The sequence below is a fragment of the [Pantoea] beijingensis genome (assembly GCF_022647505.1).
Classification (GTDB): Bacteria; Pseudomonadota; Gammaproteobacteria; order Enterobacterales; family Enterobacteriaceae; genus Erwinia; species Erwinia beijingensis.
In genome coordinates this window covers 1,629,005-1,646,138 of the sequence record NZ_CP071409.1, presented here as the reverse complement: position 1 = coordinate 1,646,138, position 17,134 = coordinate 1,629,005, and the positions used below count along the sequence as shown (strand labels likewise).

The 17,134-nt window shown below is 52.5% G+C and carries 17 protein-coding genes and 1 tRNA gene; 2 read left to right on the top strand and 16 right to left on the bottom strand.

Annotation, left to right across the window (positions count from 1 at the left end; translation table 11 throughout):
• Window positions 1-66: 66 nt before the first annotated feature.
• The 16 genes from phnP to J1C60_RS07230 all read right to left on the bottom strand — a co-directional run bounded on the left by phnP (window position 67) and on the right by J1C60_RS07230 (window position 15,075).
• Entirely contained in the window at window positions 67-816 is a 750-nt protein-coding gene (gene phnP / locus J1C60_RS07305) for a phosphonate metabolism protein PhnP (RefSeq protein ID WP_128177313.1), read from the bottom strand.
• Window positions 807-1,349: a ribose 1,5-bisphosphokinase gene (gene phnN / locus J1C60_RS07300; RefSeq protein ID WP_128177315.1), complete on the bottom strand. Its 543-nt coding sequence runs from the start codon at window positions 1,347-1,349 to the stop codon at window positions 807-809. Before phnN ends, phnP begins: the two co-directional genes overlap by 10 nt.
• Window positions 1,349-2,485: an alpha-D-ribose 1-methylphosphonate 5-triphosphate diphosphatase gene (gene phnM, locus J1C60_RS07295; protein ID WP_128177317.1), complete on the bottom strand. Its 1,137-nt coding sequence runs from the start codon at window positions 2,483-2,485 to the stop codon at window positions 1,349-1,351. Before phnM ends, phnN begins: the two co-directional genes overlap by 1 nt.
• Window positions 2,482-3,186, bottom strand: a complete 705-nt coding sequence (gene phnL, locus J1C60_RS07290) for a phosphonate C-P lyase system protein PhnL (protein ID WP_128177319.1) — start codon at window positions 3,184-3,186, stop codon at window positions 2,482-2,484. The genes phnM and phnL overlap by 4 nt, the downstream gene beginning before the upstream one ends.
• Before the next feature lie 7 nt (window positions 3,187-3,193).
• Window positions 3,194-3,955: a phosphonate C-P lyase system protein PhnK gene (gene phnK, locus J1C60_RS07285; RefSeq protein WP_128177321.1), complete on the bottom strand. Its 762-nt coding sequence runs from the start codon at window positions 3,953-3,955 to the stop codon at window positions 3,194-3,196.
• Window positions 3,945-4,793: an alpha-D-ribose 1-methylphosphonate 5-phosphate C-P-lyase PhnJ gene (locus tag J1C60_RS07280; protein WP_128177323.1), complete on the bottom strand. Its 849-nt coding sequence runs from the start codon at window positions 4,791-4,793 to the stop codon at window positions 3,945-3,947. Before J1C60_RS07280 ends, phnK begins: the two co-directional genes overlap by 11 nt.
• Window positions 4,786-5,862, bottom strand: a complete 1,077-nt coding sequence (locus J1C60_RS07275; protein WP_128177325.1) for a carbon-phosphorus lyase complex subunit — start codon at window positions 5,860-5,862, stop codon at window positions 4,786-4,788. The genes J1C60_RS07280 and J1C60_RS07275 overlap by 8 nt, the downstream gene beginning before the upstream one ends.
• A complete protein-coding gene (phnH, locus tag J1C60_RS07270; RefSeq protein ID WP_128177327.1) occupies window positions 5,862-6,437 on the bottom strand; it encodes a phosphonate C-P lyase system protein PhnH in 576 nt (191 codons plus the stop codon). Before phnH ends, J1C60_RS07275 begins: the two co-directional genes overlap by 1 nt.
• Window positions 6,434-6,883 carry a phosphonate C-P lyase system protein PhnG gene (gene phnG, locus J1C60_RS07265; RefSeq protein ID WP_128177329.1) on the bottom strand — a complete coding sequence of 150 codons (450 nt, stop codon included), beginning with the start codon at window positions 6,881-6,883 and terminating at the stop codon, window positions 6,434-6,436. The genes phnH and phnG overlap by 4 nt, the downstream gene beginning before the upstream one ends.
• Window positions 6,884-7,597 carry a phosphonate metabolism transcriptional regulator PhnF gene (gene phnF / locus J1C60_RS07260; RefSeq protein ID WP_128177348.1) on the bottom strand — a complete coding sequence of 238 codons (714 nt, stop codon included), beginning with the start codon at window positions 7,595-7,597 and terminating at the stop codon, window positions 6,884-6,886.
• A gap of 349 nt (window positions 7,598-7,946) precedes the next feature.
• The gene (locus J1C60_RS07255) at window positions 7,947-8,798 is read right to left on the bottom strand and encodes an oxidoreductase (RefSeq protein WP_128177331.1); all 852 of its coding nucleotides are present in this window, start codon (window positions 8,796-8,798) and stop codon (window positions 7,947-7,949) included.
• A gap of 244 nt (window positions 8,799-9,042) precedes the next feature.
• A complete protein-coding gene (cbl, locus tag J1C60_RS07250; RefSeq protein WP_128177333.1) occupies window positions 9,043-10,002 on the bottom strand; it encodes an HTH-type transcriptional regulator Cbl in 960 nt (319 codons plus the stop codon).
• 210 nt (window positions 10,003-10,212) lie between these two features.
• Window positions 10,213-11,130 (bottom strand): nitrogen assimilation transcriptional regulator NAC, encoded by a 918-nt coding sequence (nac, locus tag J1C60_RS07245; protein WP_128177336.1) that lies wholly within the window; start codon window positions 11,128-11,130, stop codon window positions 10,213-10,215.
• Between the two features lie 453 nt (window positions 11,131-11,583).
• Window positions 11,584-12,618 (bottom strand): ABC transporter permease, encoded by a 1,035-nt coding sequence (locus J1C60_RS07240; protein ID WP_128177338.1) that lies wholly within the window; start codon window positions 12,616-12,618, stop codon window positions 11,584-11,586.
• A 15-nt stretch (window positions 12,619-12,633) separates the two neighbouring features.
• Complete coding sequence (locus tag J1C60_RS07235) at window positions 12,634-14,118, bottom strand: sugar ABC transporter ATP-binding protein (protein WP_128177340.1); 1,485 nt, start codon at window positions 14,116-14,118, stop codon at window positions 12,634-12,636.
• 33 nt (window positions 14,119-14,151) lie between these two features.
• Complete coding sequence (locus J1C60_RS07230) at window positions 14,152-15,075, bottom strand: sugar ABC transporter substrate-binding protein (protein ID WP_128177342.1); 924 nt, start codon at window positions 15,073-15,075, stop codon at window positions 14,152-14,154.
• A 510-nt stretch (window positions 15,076-15,585) separates the two neighbouring features.
• On the opposite strand from J1C60_RS07230, the gene J1C60_RS07225 reads away from it, so the two are divergent.
• Window positions 15,586-15,661, top strand: a tRNA-Asn gene (locus J1C60_RS07225).
• A gap of 161 nt (window positions 15,662-15,822) precedes the next feature.
• Window positions 15,823-17,091, top strand: coding sequence for a tyrosine-type recombinase/integrase (locus J1C60_RS07220; RefSeq protein ID WP_128177344.1), 1,269 nt, complete (start codon window positions 15,823-15,825; stop codon window positions 17,089-17,091).
• Window positions 17,092-17,134: the final 43 nt, after the last annotated feature.

The window sequence follows — 17,134 nt, the reverse complement described above, 5'->3', positions numbered from 1 at the left end:
TTAGGGCATCCCCCGTGAAGACTTCATGACAATAAGATGATGAAACGATGATATGGCCCCGTGCGGCTAAAGCGCCAGCGTCAACCCATCAAAGGCTGCAGATACGCCGGATGGCAGCGCATGATTTTCCAGCCAGCGATCAACTTCATGACTCAAATGCGTGAGCCAGCACTGTTGTGGCTTCAACTGCTGGTGCAACTGCAACGCCAATGTAACGTCATTATGATTGCGTGGCGGCGCGCTCAGTGGTGGGTAGCTACAGTCCAGCACCAGATGGTCAATCGAGCGCGTCTGTAAAAATGCCAGGGTTTCCAGCGGCAGACCGACGGTATCGCACAGCCATGCCAGAGCCTGCCCGCGATACTCAATCAGATAGCCGTAGGTTAATTTTGAATGAACCAGCGGTAGCGGCGTGATACGCAACGCACCATGCTGTACCGGCTCAAACGGCGTCACCGGGGGCGCAAAGTCCAATAGCCCTGGATGTTTAAAAAGATCGTCGCAACCCGCGGGGTCAGGGGGCCCGTATACCGGGATTCTGGCTCCCATCCCCCAGCGCAGTGCAAACAGCCCCTGTACGTGATCCATGTGATAGTGTGTCAGCAAAATACGCGTTAACTCGCCCGGTGCAAAACGTTGCTCCAGTAACGGCTGTCCGGCATCCAGCAGCGTAGTTTCACCTTCACAGCGGATTGCTGCGCTACAGGGACTCCGACGAAAGCGAGGCTGTCGATGAGCTCGTTGACAAATGTCGCAGTCGCAGCCAAATACCGGTACCTGCTGTGCGCCTCCGGTCCCTAAAAAGGTCAGTTGCATGCTTCACGCTCCAGCAGTGCGCGGAACTGGCTTAACGTCTGCGTAAGAGCACCATCGTTAGCCAGCCGCAAACAACGGTCTGGCAGTGCTTCCTGCGCCCGCGCCAGCCGCTGGGCAATTTCGCCTTCGCTTTCCCGTCCACGCTGCCGCAGGCGCTGTTCCAGTACCGGTAAAGACACCTGCAGGCAAATGGGCAGGATACGGCCGTCATAGCGCTGACACGCAGCGGTGAGCTGCTGCCGGGAGCCATTAACCACCACATCCATTCCCTGTTCCAGCCAGAGATCAACTTCAATCCCCAGCGCGTAATAGTGCTGATGTGCCTGCCAGTCAAGCGCAAACAGCCCTTTCGCGCGTCGGCGCAAAAACTCCACCTCACTTAGCGCAACATGGTTCTCTCCCCCCGCATTAGCCGGACGAGTAATGTAGCGGTGTGCCACCAGAATCCCCTCCGGAGCCTGTTCACGCAGCGCCGTCAGCAGGCTATCTTTACCCGATCCGGAGGCGCCCATCAGCCAAATGAGGCGCGCCATCAGTAAACAGCCCGTCCCTGTGCCCAAACGTGGCGAATATGCGCATGTCCATAAGTGGTATGCGCCAGCACCAGATCGGCCCGCTTACCTTCAGCAATAATGCCGCGATCGTGTAACCCCAAAGCCCGCGCTGGATTAGCGGTAACCAGTCGTACGGCACGTGGCAAGTCGTAGCGATTCGTTTCATCCTGCGCAATACGGAACGCCGCATCCAGCAGGCTGGCCGGATAGTAATCAGAAGAGAGGATATCCAACAGTTCCAGCTGTGCCAGCCGATGCGCGGCGACGTTACCGGAATGCGATCCACCACGTACGATATTCGGTGCGCCCATCAACACCTGTAGCCCCAATTCCCGCGAGCGACGGGCGGCGATTTCAGTGGTAGGAAACTCCGCAATTACGCTGCCAATCGCGTGTGACTCATCGACGTGGGTATCCAGCGCATCATCGTGGCTCGCCAGCGCGATATTTTTTCGGCGGCAGTGTGCTGCAATCGCCAGCCGGTTGGGCTGAGACCAGCGCGCCGCCAGCGTCAGTTGCTGCTCTTCAAACTGCGCCATCTCCACATCGTTCAACTGATATTTTCCCTGATAGTAATCACGGTATTTCTCGCGCGACACATACTGGCGCTGTCCCGGCGAATGGTCCATCAGTGACACCAGCGACAACTCAGGGATATCCATTAATTGTTCGAACAGAGGTAACGTATCGTCATAGGGCAATTCGCAGCGCAAATGAAGCCGATGTTCCGCGCGGTTCAATCCGTTTTTCTGGCTGCTGGTAATGGCGTTAATCATTTTGGTAAGGTTGTCCAGACGATGTCCACCGTCACGCACATCCCCCACGGCAATGGCATCCAGCACCGTCGTGATACCGTTGGCCACCATCAACGCATCGTGGCTGCTCATTGCTGAGTGCGCGGGCCAGTCCACTTTAGGCCGTGGCGTAAAAAATTTATCAAGGTTGTCGGTATGCAGCTCAACCAGCCCGGGCAGCAGATAGCCACCTTCGCCATCGAGCGAACCCGGCAGACGACTAATCGAATCAGAAAAACTGCGGATTACGCCATCCTGAATTTCCAGCGAACCGTGCAATACTTCGTTTTCCAGTACCAACTGCACATTATTGATAATCATGCCTCTGCCCCTTGAGCCACCGGGCTCATTACATACAGACGGTCGGCAACGCGATCGCGCACCGCTTTATCATGGAAAATGCCAACAATAGCCGCACCGCGCGTGCGCGCTTCTTCAATCAGTTCAACCACCGCCGCGCTGTTTGTGCTGTCGAGCGATGCGGTCGGCTCATCCAGCAGCAGAATGGGATAATCTGCAATAAAACCGCGAGCAATATTGACGCGCTGCTGCTCACCACCGGAGAACGTTGACGGTGCCAGGGACCACAACCGCTGCGGTACATTAAGTCGGGTCAATAACTGTCGGGCCCGGACTTCACACAGGCTGCGCTCTACGCCACGTTCCAGCAGCGGCTGCATCACCACTTCCAGCGTCGAAATACGTGGGATCACCCGCAGAAATTGACTTACCCAGCCAATGGTTTCACGTCGTATCGCCAGGATCTGGCGGGCAGAGGCACATGCCAGATCGACCCACTGTTGCTGATGTTGCAGCCAGATATGCCCACTGTTAGGCTGGTAGTTGGCATATAGCGAACGCAAAAGTGTCGATTTTCCGCTACCGGAATGGCCATCCAGCACCACGCATTCCCCCGCGGCCACCTCAAAACTGGCCTGCTGCAGTACCGGTAATTCGGCACCATGCTGATTGTGTAATACAAAAGTTTTACAGAGATTCTCAACGCGAAGCTGTGTGTTCATGATGGCCTTAACTCAAAATCGAAGAGACAAGAAGTTGGGTGTAGGGATGATGCGGATCGTCCAGCACCCTGTCGGTTAATCCACTCTCCACCACCTGGCCTTGCTTCATGACCAGCAAACGGTGTGCCAACAGCCGGGCAACGCCCAAATCGTGGGTGACAATCACCACCGCCAGATTAAGCTCCCGAACCAGCGTGCGCAGCAGATCGAGCAGGCGCGCCTGTACGGAAACGTCCAGCCCGCCCGTCGGTTCATCCATAAACACCAATTTAGGATGCGTCACCAGATTGCGGGCGATTTGTAAACGCTGCTGCATACCGCCAGAAAAGGTCACCGGTAAATCATCAATGCGCGACACCGGTATCTCTACATCCTGTAACCACTTACTGGCCTGCTGGCGGATTTCACCATAATGGCGCTGGCCGACGGCCATCAGGCGTTCGCCGATATTCCCGCCGGCGGAAACCTGCGGACGCAGCCCATCAAGCGGATGCTGGTGCACCACGCCCCATTCGGTACGCAACAGGCGACGACGCTCACTTTCACTTAACGCGTACAGATCATTACCCTGATAAAGAATGTTGCCGTGCTGTGGTGTTAACCGCGCCGAAATCGCCTGTAATAAGGTGGTCTTACCGGATCCGGATTCGCCCACAATCCCCAGGACTTCCCCGGGATAGAGTTCAAATGACACGTCATCAAAACCTTTACCCGGTGCATAAAGATGCGTCAGGTTATTTACCGCCAGCAGCGGTTGTTCACTGATCATGATTTTTTTCCTGCTGCTGATGGCAAAAATCGGTGTCGGAGCAGACAAACATACGGGTGCCGTTGTCATCCATCACCACTTCATCAAGGTAACTTTGGCGTGATCCGCACAGAGCACAAGGCTCATCCCACTGCTGCACGCTAAAGGGATGATCGTCAAAATCGAGGCTTTCCACCTTACAGAACGGTGGTAATGCATAAATGCGTTTCTCACGACCAGCCCCAAACAACTGAAGCGCGGGCATCATGTGCATTTTGGGATTATCAAATTTAGGGATTGGTGAAGGGTCCATCACGTAGCGATCGTTCACCTTTACCGGATAAGCGTAGGTGGTTGCGATATGACCATAGTGAGCAATGTCTTCATACAGTTTCACCTGCATGATGCCGTACTCCTCCAGCGCGTGCATTTTTCGCGTTTCGGTTTCACGCGGTTCAATAAAGCGCAGCGGCTCCGGGATCGGCACCTGATAAATCAGGATCTGATCTTCCGTCAGCGGCGTTTCCGGAATACGATGTCGCGTCTGAATCAGAGTCGCATCCACCGTACGTTCGGTCGTCGCGGCACCGCTGACGCGCTGGAAGAACTGGCGTATTGATACCGCATTGGTGGTGTCATCCGCCCCTTGATCGATCACTTTCAGTACGTCATGTTCGCCGATAATGCTGGAGGTAAGTTGGATACCGCCCGTCCCCCAGCCGTAAGGCATCGGCATTTCCCGTCCACCAAATGGTACCTGAAAACCGGGTATTGCTACCGCTTTCAGGATTGCACGGCGAATTATTCGCTTGGTCTGTTCGTCAAGGTAGCCGGGGTTATAACCGCTCAGTTCATGCATTTCTCTGCTCCTGATACTCCTGGCGTAACCGTTTCAACAGTTCCAGTTCCGCCTGAAAATCGACGTAATGCGGCAGCTTCAGGTGAGAGACAAAACCCGCCGCCTCCACGTTATCGGCATGCGCCAGGACAAACTCTTCGTCCTGTGCCGGGCTGGTGACGCGCTCCTGGTATTGATCTGCCTGCAGCGCACGATCTACCAGCGCCATCGCCATCGCTTTACGCTCCGAACGTCCGAAGACCAGACCATAACCGCGTGTGAAATGCGGTGCCTCATCGCCGGGAACGGTAAATCCATTGACCATTTCACACTCGGTCAGCAAAATTTCACCGATCTCAAACGGAAAACCCAGCTCTTCAGGCGCAATCTCTACCGTGACATAACCGGTGCGAATTTCAGCGGCAAACGGATGGGTACGCCCGTAGCCGCGCTGCGTCGAGTACCCCAACGCCAGTAAGAAACCTTCGTCACCACGCACCAGTTGCTGTAGGCGCGCAGAGCGGGGAGCGGGATATTCAGGTGGCTCGCGAGTGATATCCAGCGGTTCGCTGCCGTCATCAAGCTCCTGTGCTGCCAGTCCTTCACGGGTCATCATATCGAACACGTGCGCACAGTGTTCCTCAAGCGGCTGTTCTGCACGTGGTGCGGCAGGCGTTTCACCGTTAGCCAACAGGGTAAAATCCAGTAGGCGGTGGGTATAATCGTAGGTTGGTCCGAGCACCTGCCCACCGGGCAGATCTTTGTAAACCGCCGAGATCCGGCGTTCAAGCCGCATCACCGTGGTATCAAGCGGCAAGCTATCCGCCAGCCGAGGCAACGTAGTGCGATAGGCACGCAGCAGGAAAATCGCCTCGACTAAATCGCCGCTCGCCTGCTTGATTGCCAGCGCAGCGAGTTGGCGGTCATGGATGCCGCCTTCCGTCATCACGCGATCCACAGCTAACCCAAGCTGCCGATCGATTTGCTGGCACTCCAACTCGGCCTGTTGGCGGTCCCCCCGGCGCAGGTCATGCTGCAACTGGTGCGCATTGGCGATGGCCTTTTCTCCCCCTTTAACGGCAACGTACATCAGCAAACCTCCACTTGGGTGGTACGCGGCAGCGCCATCAGCGCGGTGCCACAGGTAAACATAAGATCGATGCCCTGAGGGAATATCGTTGGGCGCTGACGCAAATACGCCAGCCAGCGCTCAGGAAGTTGAGGAGCGATAGCGCGCGTTTCCATCAAGCCGGGACCACGCAGGCGCAGTGTCAAGCCGCCATTCAGCGAAGGCACCTCAATAATCACCGTGGTACTTTTCTCCGGTGAGAGGTTATCGCCACAGGCGAATATCATCGGATCGACATCGGAAGCCGCGGATAACAGCGCAAATGCTGCATTTCCCCCTTCGCTAAGCGACGCGCCGGTATGAAAACGCAGATTCGCAAGCAGTGACTCATCGCTCAGCGCATCGTCCAGCCACAGCGGCGTTTCACGATCGACAAGCGTTAGCAGTACCGCGGTTGCCGCTGGTGACAAGGCGCCCCAGCCGTGCTGTAGCGGCAGTGATACAATTACGCCCGGCTCGCTCATCGCTTTGAGGATGCGGCGAAAGGCGTGCTGTGAATCAGCCACCGGACGGTTAAAGCTGGCCAGTAAAGTCATGCATTATCTCCGCGTACCAAAGTAAAGAAATCCACGCGACTGCTGGCGACTTCACGTGCGCGCTGCTGCTGTTGCTCCGCGCGCTCCGCTGCCAGTGGCGTAATCAGGTTATCGTGCAACAAAGCCCCGTTCTCTCGCTGTTGCAGCAGTGCATCAATAACGGCACAGCGCTCGGCGTGTAATTTGTCCCGGCCAGTAATATAGCTGTAGCCACAGGTGCCATCCGTCAGCCGCACCACTGCCCGTGTGACGGTAACATCACCCACAATAAAGCGTTTTCCGGTAGCACCCATCCGCGCCTGTAGCCGGGTTAAACCGGTTTCAGGCGCACGTAATACGTCATAACCTGGCTGTAGATTAAGTGCATTCCAGTAGTATTCCAGCCGATCGGCGGCGCTGTGTGCCAGTACCGAAAGCCAATGTTGACGTGCTTTTAACGCGTCCATTTAATGCTCCAGCGTCAGTTCAATCATATCGGCACGCGTCAGGCTGACGGAGTATTCCGCCATGCTGCCATCTTCCCTGCTGTTCAGCGTACGTACGCACAACAGCGGTGATTGCAAGCCGACTTCCAGTAACTTGCTCTCTTTTGCCTGTGCCCGGCGCGCACTGATCCGGGTTTGCCGACGCGTCAGCTGATGATTGAGATGTTGATGAATGAAATCGTGAAGGGAACCGCTGTGAAACTGTTGCAACTGCGGCCACCAGCTGAGATCGGAGAAGTAATGATTAATGACACACACCACCACACCATTCACACGGCGTAGCGTGCGCAGATGAATGACATTTGCCCCTTCATTACAGGCAAGCGCCATCGCCACATCGCTACTCGCCGGACGCAGCACGCCCATTAGTTTCTCGCTGGTCGGGTGACTCCCCTGCTCCAACAGATTCTGGCTAAAGCGTGCCTGGGTATGCAGTGGATAATCGTAAGGGCGCATCAGTACCAAAATGCCCACCCCGTGACGACGTTGCAGTAACCCTTTATTAACCAGTTCATCGACTGCACGGCGCAGCGTATGGCGATTTACCGCATAACGCGTCGCCAGTTGTTGTTCCGAGGGTAAATAATCGCCACAGCGGTAGCCCTTACGCAGCTCCTCTTCTAATTGCGCCGCGACGGCCTGGTAAACAGTGGTCGGATGTCTGGATATGTTCATCATTGAACAAACTCCTTAATGCAGCGATGGGACAAGCACATTAAAGATAAAAAGGTCATGGCACGTTCCTCAGGTTGGGCGAGCTATTACCTTGACGATTGACTGTTACAGCGAGGTTAAAGAGAAATGGCGGTACAATGAATTTGCAGCAGAACAGCAGGAATGGCAGAGCGGAGAGGTGAATAAAACCGATGATGACACACGCAAAAAGTCCCGTAAGCAGGAAATACAGCAGGTTGCCCGCAGGCAAAATAGCAAAGGGAATAACGCGCGTGAACGGATAAAGGCAAGGGGCCAGAGGAATTGCCCCTTGCAACGAAAAACGGCATCGCAGGATGCCGGAGCTGTATTAGCTGGCGTCAGGGAAATCCGTGCCGAGAGTGGTTTCCTTCCATGCCTCAATTTCCGCCAGACGTTCTTTCAGTTTGCTGGTCACCGCCTGAAAACCGAAAGCGCCCATCACCAAATGCCGTGGCGGGTTATCTCGCTGCGTGATGGCAATCATAGCCTGTGCTGCACGCGCAGGATCGCCTGGTTGCTTACCACTGATCTTCGCGGTGTTGTTCATCCGAGCCGCTGCGGTTTCAGCATAGTCTGCAAGGGTGTTTTCCGTCCGACGCATAGAGCGACCCGCCCAGTCGGTACGAAACGGACCTGGCTCAACGCAGGTGACATGGATACCCAGCGGCGCGCCTTCGGCAGCCAGCGCATCCGACCAACCTTCAACAGCATGCTTGCTGGCCGCATAGTAACTGGATCCCGGGAAACCAATAAAACCGGCAACCGAGGTGATATTAATGACATGTCCATAACGCGCTTTACGCATCGTCGGCAGTAGCGCGCGCGTCATTGCAAACAGCCCGAAGACGTTGGCATCAAACTGGGCACGAATTTCCGCTTCATCCCCTTCCTCTGCCGAGCTTTGGTAACCATAGCCGGCGTTATTGACCAGCACATCAACGGTACCGAATTTTGCCAGCGCCGCTTTAACGGCAACATCGATATTCGCGCTGTCGGTCACATCCAGCGACAGTGCAATCGCATTGGACTCATGCCCTGCGACCAGATCAGCGATTTTCGTTGTATCTCTGGCAGTCACAACAACATTAAATCCCTGTGCAATGACCTGCTGCGCCAGCTCGCGGCCAAACCCGGTCGAGCATCCGGTTATGAACCAGACGGGGCGTTTTTCTGCAACCATGTTTTCATCCTCACGAATTTTTTTGTTAGTTAGCGTTAGAGCGAAAGAAGCCGGTTACGATTGCAACCGGAGATGTTGTTCGACAAGAATAGCCCTGTATAGCCAGGCATAGCATGTCATTTTGTGCATAAATGTTACGATTAGCACAGTAAGGGTCCGCGAACGCCTGCTGAGCAGGCGCATATAAGGCGCTAATTCGGTTAGGTCAATACGGCCAATACAGAGGGAACGTCACTCATGACGGTTAAATCTGAAAATCGATTGCGACAGCCTCTTCGCCATGGAGCGACAACGCCTGACGCTTAATCTCTTCCAGCGATAGATTGGCATTGCAAAGCTCAAGGAACTGCCAGACATAATTACGTTGAAGCTGTCCACGCTTGAGGCCCAGCCAGACAGTATTGGATTCAAACAGATGGTTGGCTTCCAGCCGTGTTAGCGTTGAATGTTCATCTAACTGGCAGGCCTGATCGGCCAGAATACCGACCCCCAACCCCAGTTCAACGTACGTTTTTACGACGTCAGAATCCTGGGCGCTGAGAACGATATCGGGCTTCTGGCCTGCGGCGTGGAAGGCGCGATCGACACGAGAACGACCGGTAATTCCCTGACGGTAGGTGATAAGTGGGTGACGGCTCAGCGCGCTCAGCGTAACCGGTTGCTGCTGTTCCAGCTCATGCCCTTTTGGTACTAACAGCGCATGATGCCAACTGAACCATGGAAAAGCCGCCAGCGCGGGATTATTGACCACCTGTTCACTGGCAATACCGATATCAGCTTCACCGGCAACCAGCATTGCGACAATTTCCTGCGGTGACCCCTGGTTCAGCTCCAGCCGCACGTTGGGATAGAGTACGCGAAAAGCTTTAATTACCGGAGGCAGGCTGTAGCGAGCCTGAGTATGCGTTGTGGCAATCGTTAAGACACCGCTTGATTCATTCGTGAATACATCGGCTAACCGTCTGACCTTGCCCGCTTCATCAAGAATTCGTTCCGCGATGGTAAGCAACGCTTTACCCGGCTCCGTCATCCCCAACAAACGCTTGCCCCGACGAATGAAAATTTCTACGCCTAATTCATCTTCAAGATCGCGGATATGTCGGCTAACGCCAGATTGCGAGGTGAATAACGTGTTGGCTACCTCGGTCAGATTGAATTCACAACGCGCGGCTTCTCTAATAATTTTAAGTTGCTGGAAATTCATGCGCGTTCCCCTCTGTCATCTGTTGATTTGTCCTTATGTTAAGGAGGCAAATTGATAGCAACAAATAATAAAAAAGGGATAGTTATGCGATTTAGCGATAAGCAGCGGGTGCTTTACTGTGTTCACATTAGCCAAAAAACGCCGCCGGAAGGCAGCGTGTAGTACCGTTTATGCTTGCACGGCAAATGTGGCTACTGCAAACCTCCAGGCTTAGCTCACTAACATTAGCTCGCGCTCTTCCGTCGTCGGTTTATTCAGCAGTGATAACAGAATATTTTTTACCGCCTGCGCGGAGGGTGACAGCGTCATTGATGAAGAGACATTTAGCGATAGCGGCAGGCTCAACGTCGGACTGACAATACGCGACATCCATGCGTTAGTCGCGCTAACCAGTGAGCGGGCGGCAGATTCGGGTAATACGGTCGCCCCCATCCCACTGGACACCGCAGCAGTCAGCGTGGCGATCGATTCTATTTCACCGATAATCCTCGCACTTAAACGCCGTAGTGAAAAAGCCTCATCAACCCGCTTACGCACCGCGCTGTAATCACGCGGCAAGAATAAATTCATCTGCGCAACCTCAGCTAAATCGACGCTTTGTCCCGGCGAGACGGTGGCACCGACCAGGTAGAGCTCTTCTTTCATCAAGGGCATGCTGGTGATCCCGGCGGTAGGTGCACGATCGTAAAGTACCGCCATATCAAGTTGTCCACTCATCACTTTTTCATTTAATGAAGCACCGCTGTTTTCATGAAGATAAACCAGCACCCCTGGAAATTGCTCGCGAACGGTTTGCAGTAAGGGCATTGTTAGTGAAGAGGCCGCCGTTCCCGGAGCCAGACCGATCGAAACCTGACCGCTCAGTATCTGTCCTGCGTTAATCACCGCCCTCTGCGCCTGTTCACACTGTCGTAAAATAGTACAGGCATGTGCATACAGGATCTTCCCCGCTTCAGTTGGCGTCACACCACGTTTAGTCCGAATCAATAACTGCTGGTCCAGTTCGTTTTCCAGAGTAGCAACCTGCTGACTTAGCGCAGGCTGCGCAATATGTAACACTTCTGCTGCCTGAGTCAGGCTGCCGACATCGACGATTTTCACAAAATATTTAAGTCGTCTTAAGTTCATTTTGCCTCCGTAACGAATCCCCAAATGCCTGAATGCGGCTGTTTTATCCCTGCTCATGTCAAGTGCAGGTTGGCGCCGGCTGAATAAATCCCGAAGAGCTTACGCAGGTAAGCACTTTTGGGTTGCCAGAAGAATAGCCAACACCTGCATTCAAAATGACGGTAGATATGTATTAAGCATGACGTCGTACCTTCACAGGATTGCAATATACAGGCCAATATCATCGGGTGATCCGTGGGAGGCTTAATCTCTTACACTAAGTTGCAGTAAAATAAGCAAATCTACTTACACCCTGTGAATTTATTCATGCGGTTAATAAGATCGCATTTTTTCCGTAAACATCAGTCGCACCAGGTTAGGGCAAAATGTCACGGTGATGTGCAATATATGCTGCAGATAACGCGCCGCATGAAATTGTTACGCGGCGCGTCTGAACGAGGGAATCGAGAAGGGTCAACGTTTCTTGCGGTTACGGTGCATATCGATAGAAACGGCGGCCACGATGATGATTCCTTTAATAATGTCCTGCACATAAGCATCGACACCCACAAAGGTAAAACCGCTCTTAATCAATCCAAGAATCACTGCCCCGATAAGTGTACCGGTAATCCGCCCGACGCCGCCCATCAGACTGCTGCCGCCAATAACCGCCGCGGCGATAGCATCCAGTTCATAAGACATTCCCATACTTGACTGGCCGCTGCTGACGCGTGCGGCCAGGACAACACCGGCCAGACCTGAAAGCGCACCAGCAATGGTATAGACGATAATCAGGTATTTATTAACGTTAATCCCCGACACTTTCGCCGAGGTCATATTGCCGCCGATGGCGTAGACATATTTACCGTAACGCGTGTGCTTGAGCGCAATATGGAAGATTACCGCCACAACGAGAAAAACGATAACCGGCATCGCCCCCTGTCCTATCGCGGTGAAACCATCAGAAAGAAAACTGATCGGGTTACCCTGCGTATAGTACTGCGCAAGCCCCCGCGCCGAAACCATCATCCCGAGTGTTGCAATAAAGGGAGGAATACCGGTACGGGTGATCAATACACCATTAATTACCCCACACAGTAACCCGACACCAATCCCTGCCAGAACCGGCACTGCCGCGGGTAAATTTACCAGCGAAGGAAACATCGGTGACAAGCTATCGGAGGTTTGCGCCAGGCTGGCGGCAACGACGGCGGAAAGCGCAATAAGCGAACCCGAGGAGAGATCGATACCCGTAGTGATAATAACCTGCGTTACCCCTACCGCAATGATGCCGATAATCGCCACCTGCAGGACAATCAATATCAGGCGGTTCGGGTTGAGCAGGAATGATTGATCGCGTACATACCACCCAAAACCTTCAAAGATTAGTGCGATGCCCAGCATCACGATAAAAATACCGGTATCTTTCGGCATCTTATGTTTAAGTTGCCCGAACAGCGAACCGCGCTGTACTGCTGGCTGCCGGGAGCTGGCTTTTACGTCACTCATAAATTTTCCCATCCCTTATTCGGATGCCAACGACATAATGGTTTCCTGATCGGCTTCTTCTTTATTCAGGATGCCGGTAATACGCCCTTCGTGCATCACCATCACACGATCGCTCATCCCCAGGATTTCCGGCAGTTCAGAGGAAACCATAATGATGGCTACACCGCGGTTTGCCAGTTCACTGATCAGGCGGTAAATCTCCGCCTTAGCGCCCACGTCAATACCGCGCGTCGGTTCATCAAGAATCAGAATTTTGGGTTGTGCCAGAAGCCAGCGCGCAATTAAAACCTTCTGCTGGTTGCCACCACTGAGATTGTTGATGATTTGATCCATTGTCGGCGTTTTGATATTCAGCCGGCGAATTTGCTCCATACAGTCCTTTGCCATCTGCTCATGACTGACGAAACCCGCTTTGGCGCTATACTCCGGCATATTGACAATACTCATGTTTTCCATAACGGATAGCACCAAAAAAAGCCCTGACTTTTTACGGTCTTCCGTAAGGAATGCGAGTCCTTTCTCAATGGCGACTGAGGGTGAATCAATGCGAGTCGGCACGCCGTCGATCAATATCTCTCCGCTGTCAAACGCGGTCATTCCAAACAGACTCTCCATGACTTCACTGCGCCCTGCCCCAACCAGCCCGGCAACGCCAAGGATCTCTCCGCGACGTAGCGAGAAATTTATGTCGTAGAATTTCTCTTTCCGCGTGAGCCCGCGCACGGTCAGCACTTCTGCGCCAATATCATTATTAAACTTGGGAAACAGCTGCGTCAGCTCGCGGCCAACCATTTGCGTAATCAACGACTGACGCGTGTAGTGGGCAGTTTGATCGCTGCCAACCCAAGCACCATCGCGAAAGACACTCACCTCATCGGTAATGGCGAATATTTCATCCATCTTATGGCTAATATAGATGATGGCTTTTCCCTGAGCGCGCAGGTCACGAATAATAGTGAAAAGGTGTGAGACTTCTGTTTCCGTTAGCGCTGAAGTGGGCTCATCCATAATCACTACATCAGCATTCCACGAGACCGCCTTCGCAATTTCTACCATTTGCTGAGAAGCAATACTGAGTTCGCCCACCAGATCATCCGCCTTCAGACGAATATTCAGCTTCAGGAGCAGATCGCGCGTTAGCTGATTTAATCTGGCGTGATCAACGAAGCCGTATTTCATCGGCTCGCGTCCTAGCCAGATATTCTCGGCGACGGTCATATGCGGAACCAGGTTCAATTCCTGGTGGATCATTGAGATACCTGAACGAAGCGCATCCAAGGTGTCATGGAACTGAATTGGTTCTCCTTTAATACGAATCACGCCGTCATCGGGACGATAAATCCCGATAAGGCATTTCATTAACGTGGATTTTCCAGCACCATTTTCACCCATCAGGGCATGGACCGTTCCCGCCTTGACGCGCAACGACACATTACTCAGTGCCTTTACGCCAGGAAAGAACTTGCTGATGCCTTCGGCTTCAAGCGCATAAGCAGTCATGCTTCACCTCCGTACCACGCTGTCAGAGAAGAGTTATTTTTGGTTCATGCTGACGAACTGTTCATAATTCTCTTTAGTGATCAACTGGAAAGGAATATCGACAATATTTTGTACCTTCTCACCGTTCACCAGTTTAACGGCGGTGGTCACTGCCCCTTCGCCCTGACCTTTGGCATTCTGGAAAACGGTTGCGACCATTTTGCCGTTTTTAATCATCTGTAATGCATCCGGGGTTCCATCAACGCCAGCAATCAATACGTTCGCGTTATTTCTTCCCAGTGCCTGTAATGCACCAATCGCCATTTCGTCATTGTTAGAGGCAATGGCGTTAATATCATCTCCGGCGGTCATCCAGTTACTGACCACATCCACCGCATCATTACGCTGAAATTTTGCCGTCTGCTTTTGTATCACCTTAATACCCGGGTATTTGGCAACAACGGCCTCAACGCCTTTAGTACGCTCGCGAGTTGACTCGTTTGCCAAATCCCCCAGTAAAATCGCAACATTGCCTTTACCGTTCATTGCCTTCGCCAGCGCTTCCATCTGTAAGCGGCCCGCCAGCTCCGAATCCGAACCGACATAGGCGATTTTACCTGCAAGCTCAATGGCCGGACGGCGATTAACAAAAACCAGCGGGATCCCGGCCTTTGTCGCCTGATCGACGATGGGTTTCACCGCATTGGTATCCACCGGATTAACAATGATGGCATCCACGCCCTGGCCAATAAAATTTTGTACCTGCTGTAATTGCTGGGCCACATCACCTTTTGCATCCTCAATTTGGCCTTTAACGCTCTCTTTTTGCATCTCGTTTTGCATCGCCGAACGAACGGTGGTGAGAAAATTATCATCAAAAAGCGCCATGGATACGCCAACCTGAATATCTTTGGCAAAGGCGGCGGCTGGCAACATACAGGCTAACAGTGACGTTACGATCGCTTTTTTAAAGTTCATGGGTAACCCTTATAATCGTTAACATGCCCGGGCGTTGATGCCATCAATGGAAAAATATTTTTTTCATTCCACAGCATCATTGTCGGCTTCATTTGGTCTGTAGGAGGTACATTTTTCCGAGGAAAAAGCTTATGGTGATAACAACTCCTTATCACTAATTCATTGTTTGAATTATAATTTCATAAAAACCTTTCACTTAACCCTACCCGTTTGCAGCCACCTGATATGGTTTTAGTTTATTTATTTCATAAATGTGAAATTTGAAATTTTAATTATGAAAGCATCGAAATACGTGTTTTAAAATCATCAAATAACAAAAATTTGACACGCCTCTAACATCTGCGATGAATTCGCTCTAAAGTGAGATCTCAGTCAGCAGATTACATTTCGACAGGAAAGGGGGATAAAAAAGCGGCAGTCGCTGTTTTTGCCAGCAAACGCACCGGAAAAATCCATTCCGGCTTTGACATTTTGCAAGGGCATCGCTACTATTCGCCCCGTTCCAACGATTCCTCTGTAGTTCAGTCGGTAGAACGGCGGACTGTTAATCCGTATGTCACTGGTTCGAGTCCAGTCAGAGGAGCCAAATTCTTGTTTTCATGTCGCTCTGCGAATACTTATATGATTCAGATTCAATAAGTTAGCGTGAAAAGTCTTCCCGATGCATTTTCAATTTTCCCTCTGCATCGGAAGAATTTGGTGGTCAGATTTGGGGTCAAGTTGGTTCGATGACGGAGTGACCCCCAAATGTCTCTTAACGATTCAAAAATCCGCAACTTAAAACCATCCACAAAACCTTTCAAAGTTTCCGATTCTCACGGTCTGTACCTGCTGGTTAATCCAGGCGGTTCACGTCTCTGGTATCTCAAATATCGCATCAACAGAAAAAAATCACGCCTCGGCTTAGGTGCCTACCCTGATGTATCCCTGGCCGACGCTCGCCAGCAACGTGACGGCATCCGTAAATTGCTGGCGCAAAATATCAACCCGGCACAACAGCGCTCTGCTGAAAGAGCCACTTCCTCGCCAGAAAAAACCTTCAGGCATGTGGCAATGGACTGGCATAAAAGCAACCGGACATGGTCAGAAAACCATGCTGCCCGTCTGCTTACCAGTATGAACAACCATATCTTCCCGATAATTGGACACCTGGCGGTCACAGAACTGAAACCCCGTCATTTCATCGACCTGCTGAAAGGTATTGAGAAAAAAGGTCTTCTGGAAGTGGCGGCCCGAACCCGGCAGCATATGTGCAACATCATGCGTCATGCCGTGCATCAGGAACTCATAGAACACAACACAGCGGCAAATCTGGACGGTATCATCCCCCCGCCCGTTAAACGCCGCTACCCTGCCCTTCCGCTGGAGAAACTATCGGAGCTGTTGACCCGCATTGAAGACTACAGGCAAGGGCGAGAATTAACCCGTCTGGCGGTATCACTCACCCTGCACCTGTTTATCCGTTCCAGCGAATTGCGCTTTGCCCGTTGGTCTGAGATCGATTTCAGAAACAAAATCTGGACCATTCCAGCCACCCGGGAAGCCATACCCGGTGTCCGCTATTCAGGGCGTGGCGCGAAAATGCGCACGCCACATATCGTTCCCCTCTCTCGTCAGTCGATCGCTATTCTAAAACAGATACGGGATATATCCGGACATCAGGAACTGATATTTCCCGGCGATCACAATCCGTATAAGCCAATGTGCGAAAACACGGTCAACAAGGCGCTGCGCCTGATGGGGTATGACACGAAAGATGAAATCTGCGGTCACGGATTCCAGGCAATGGCCTGCAGTGCCCTGATTGAATCAGGCCTCTGGTCACAGGATGCGGTTGAGCGTCAGATGAGCCATCAGGAACGCAATAGCGTACGGGCAGCATACATTCACAAGGTGGAGCATCTGGAAGCCCGCAAGGCGATGATGCAGTGGTGGTCGGATTATCTGGATATGTGCCGGAAAGCGTATGCCCCACCTTATATTTGTGGGAAGAAAATTAGTTGCACAATGGGATAACCCCTCTGAAAAAAATAGCCGTATCAGTCTGCACTGGTACGGC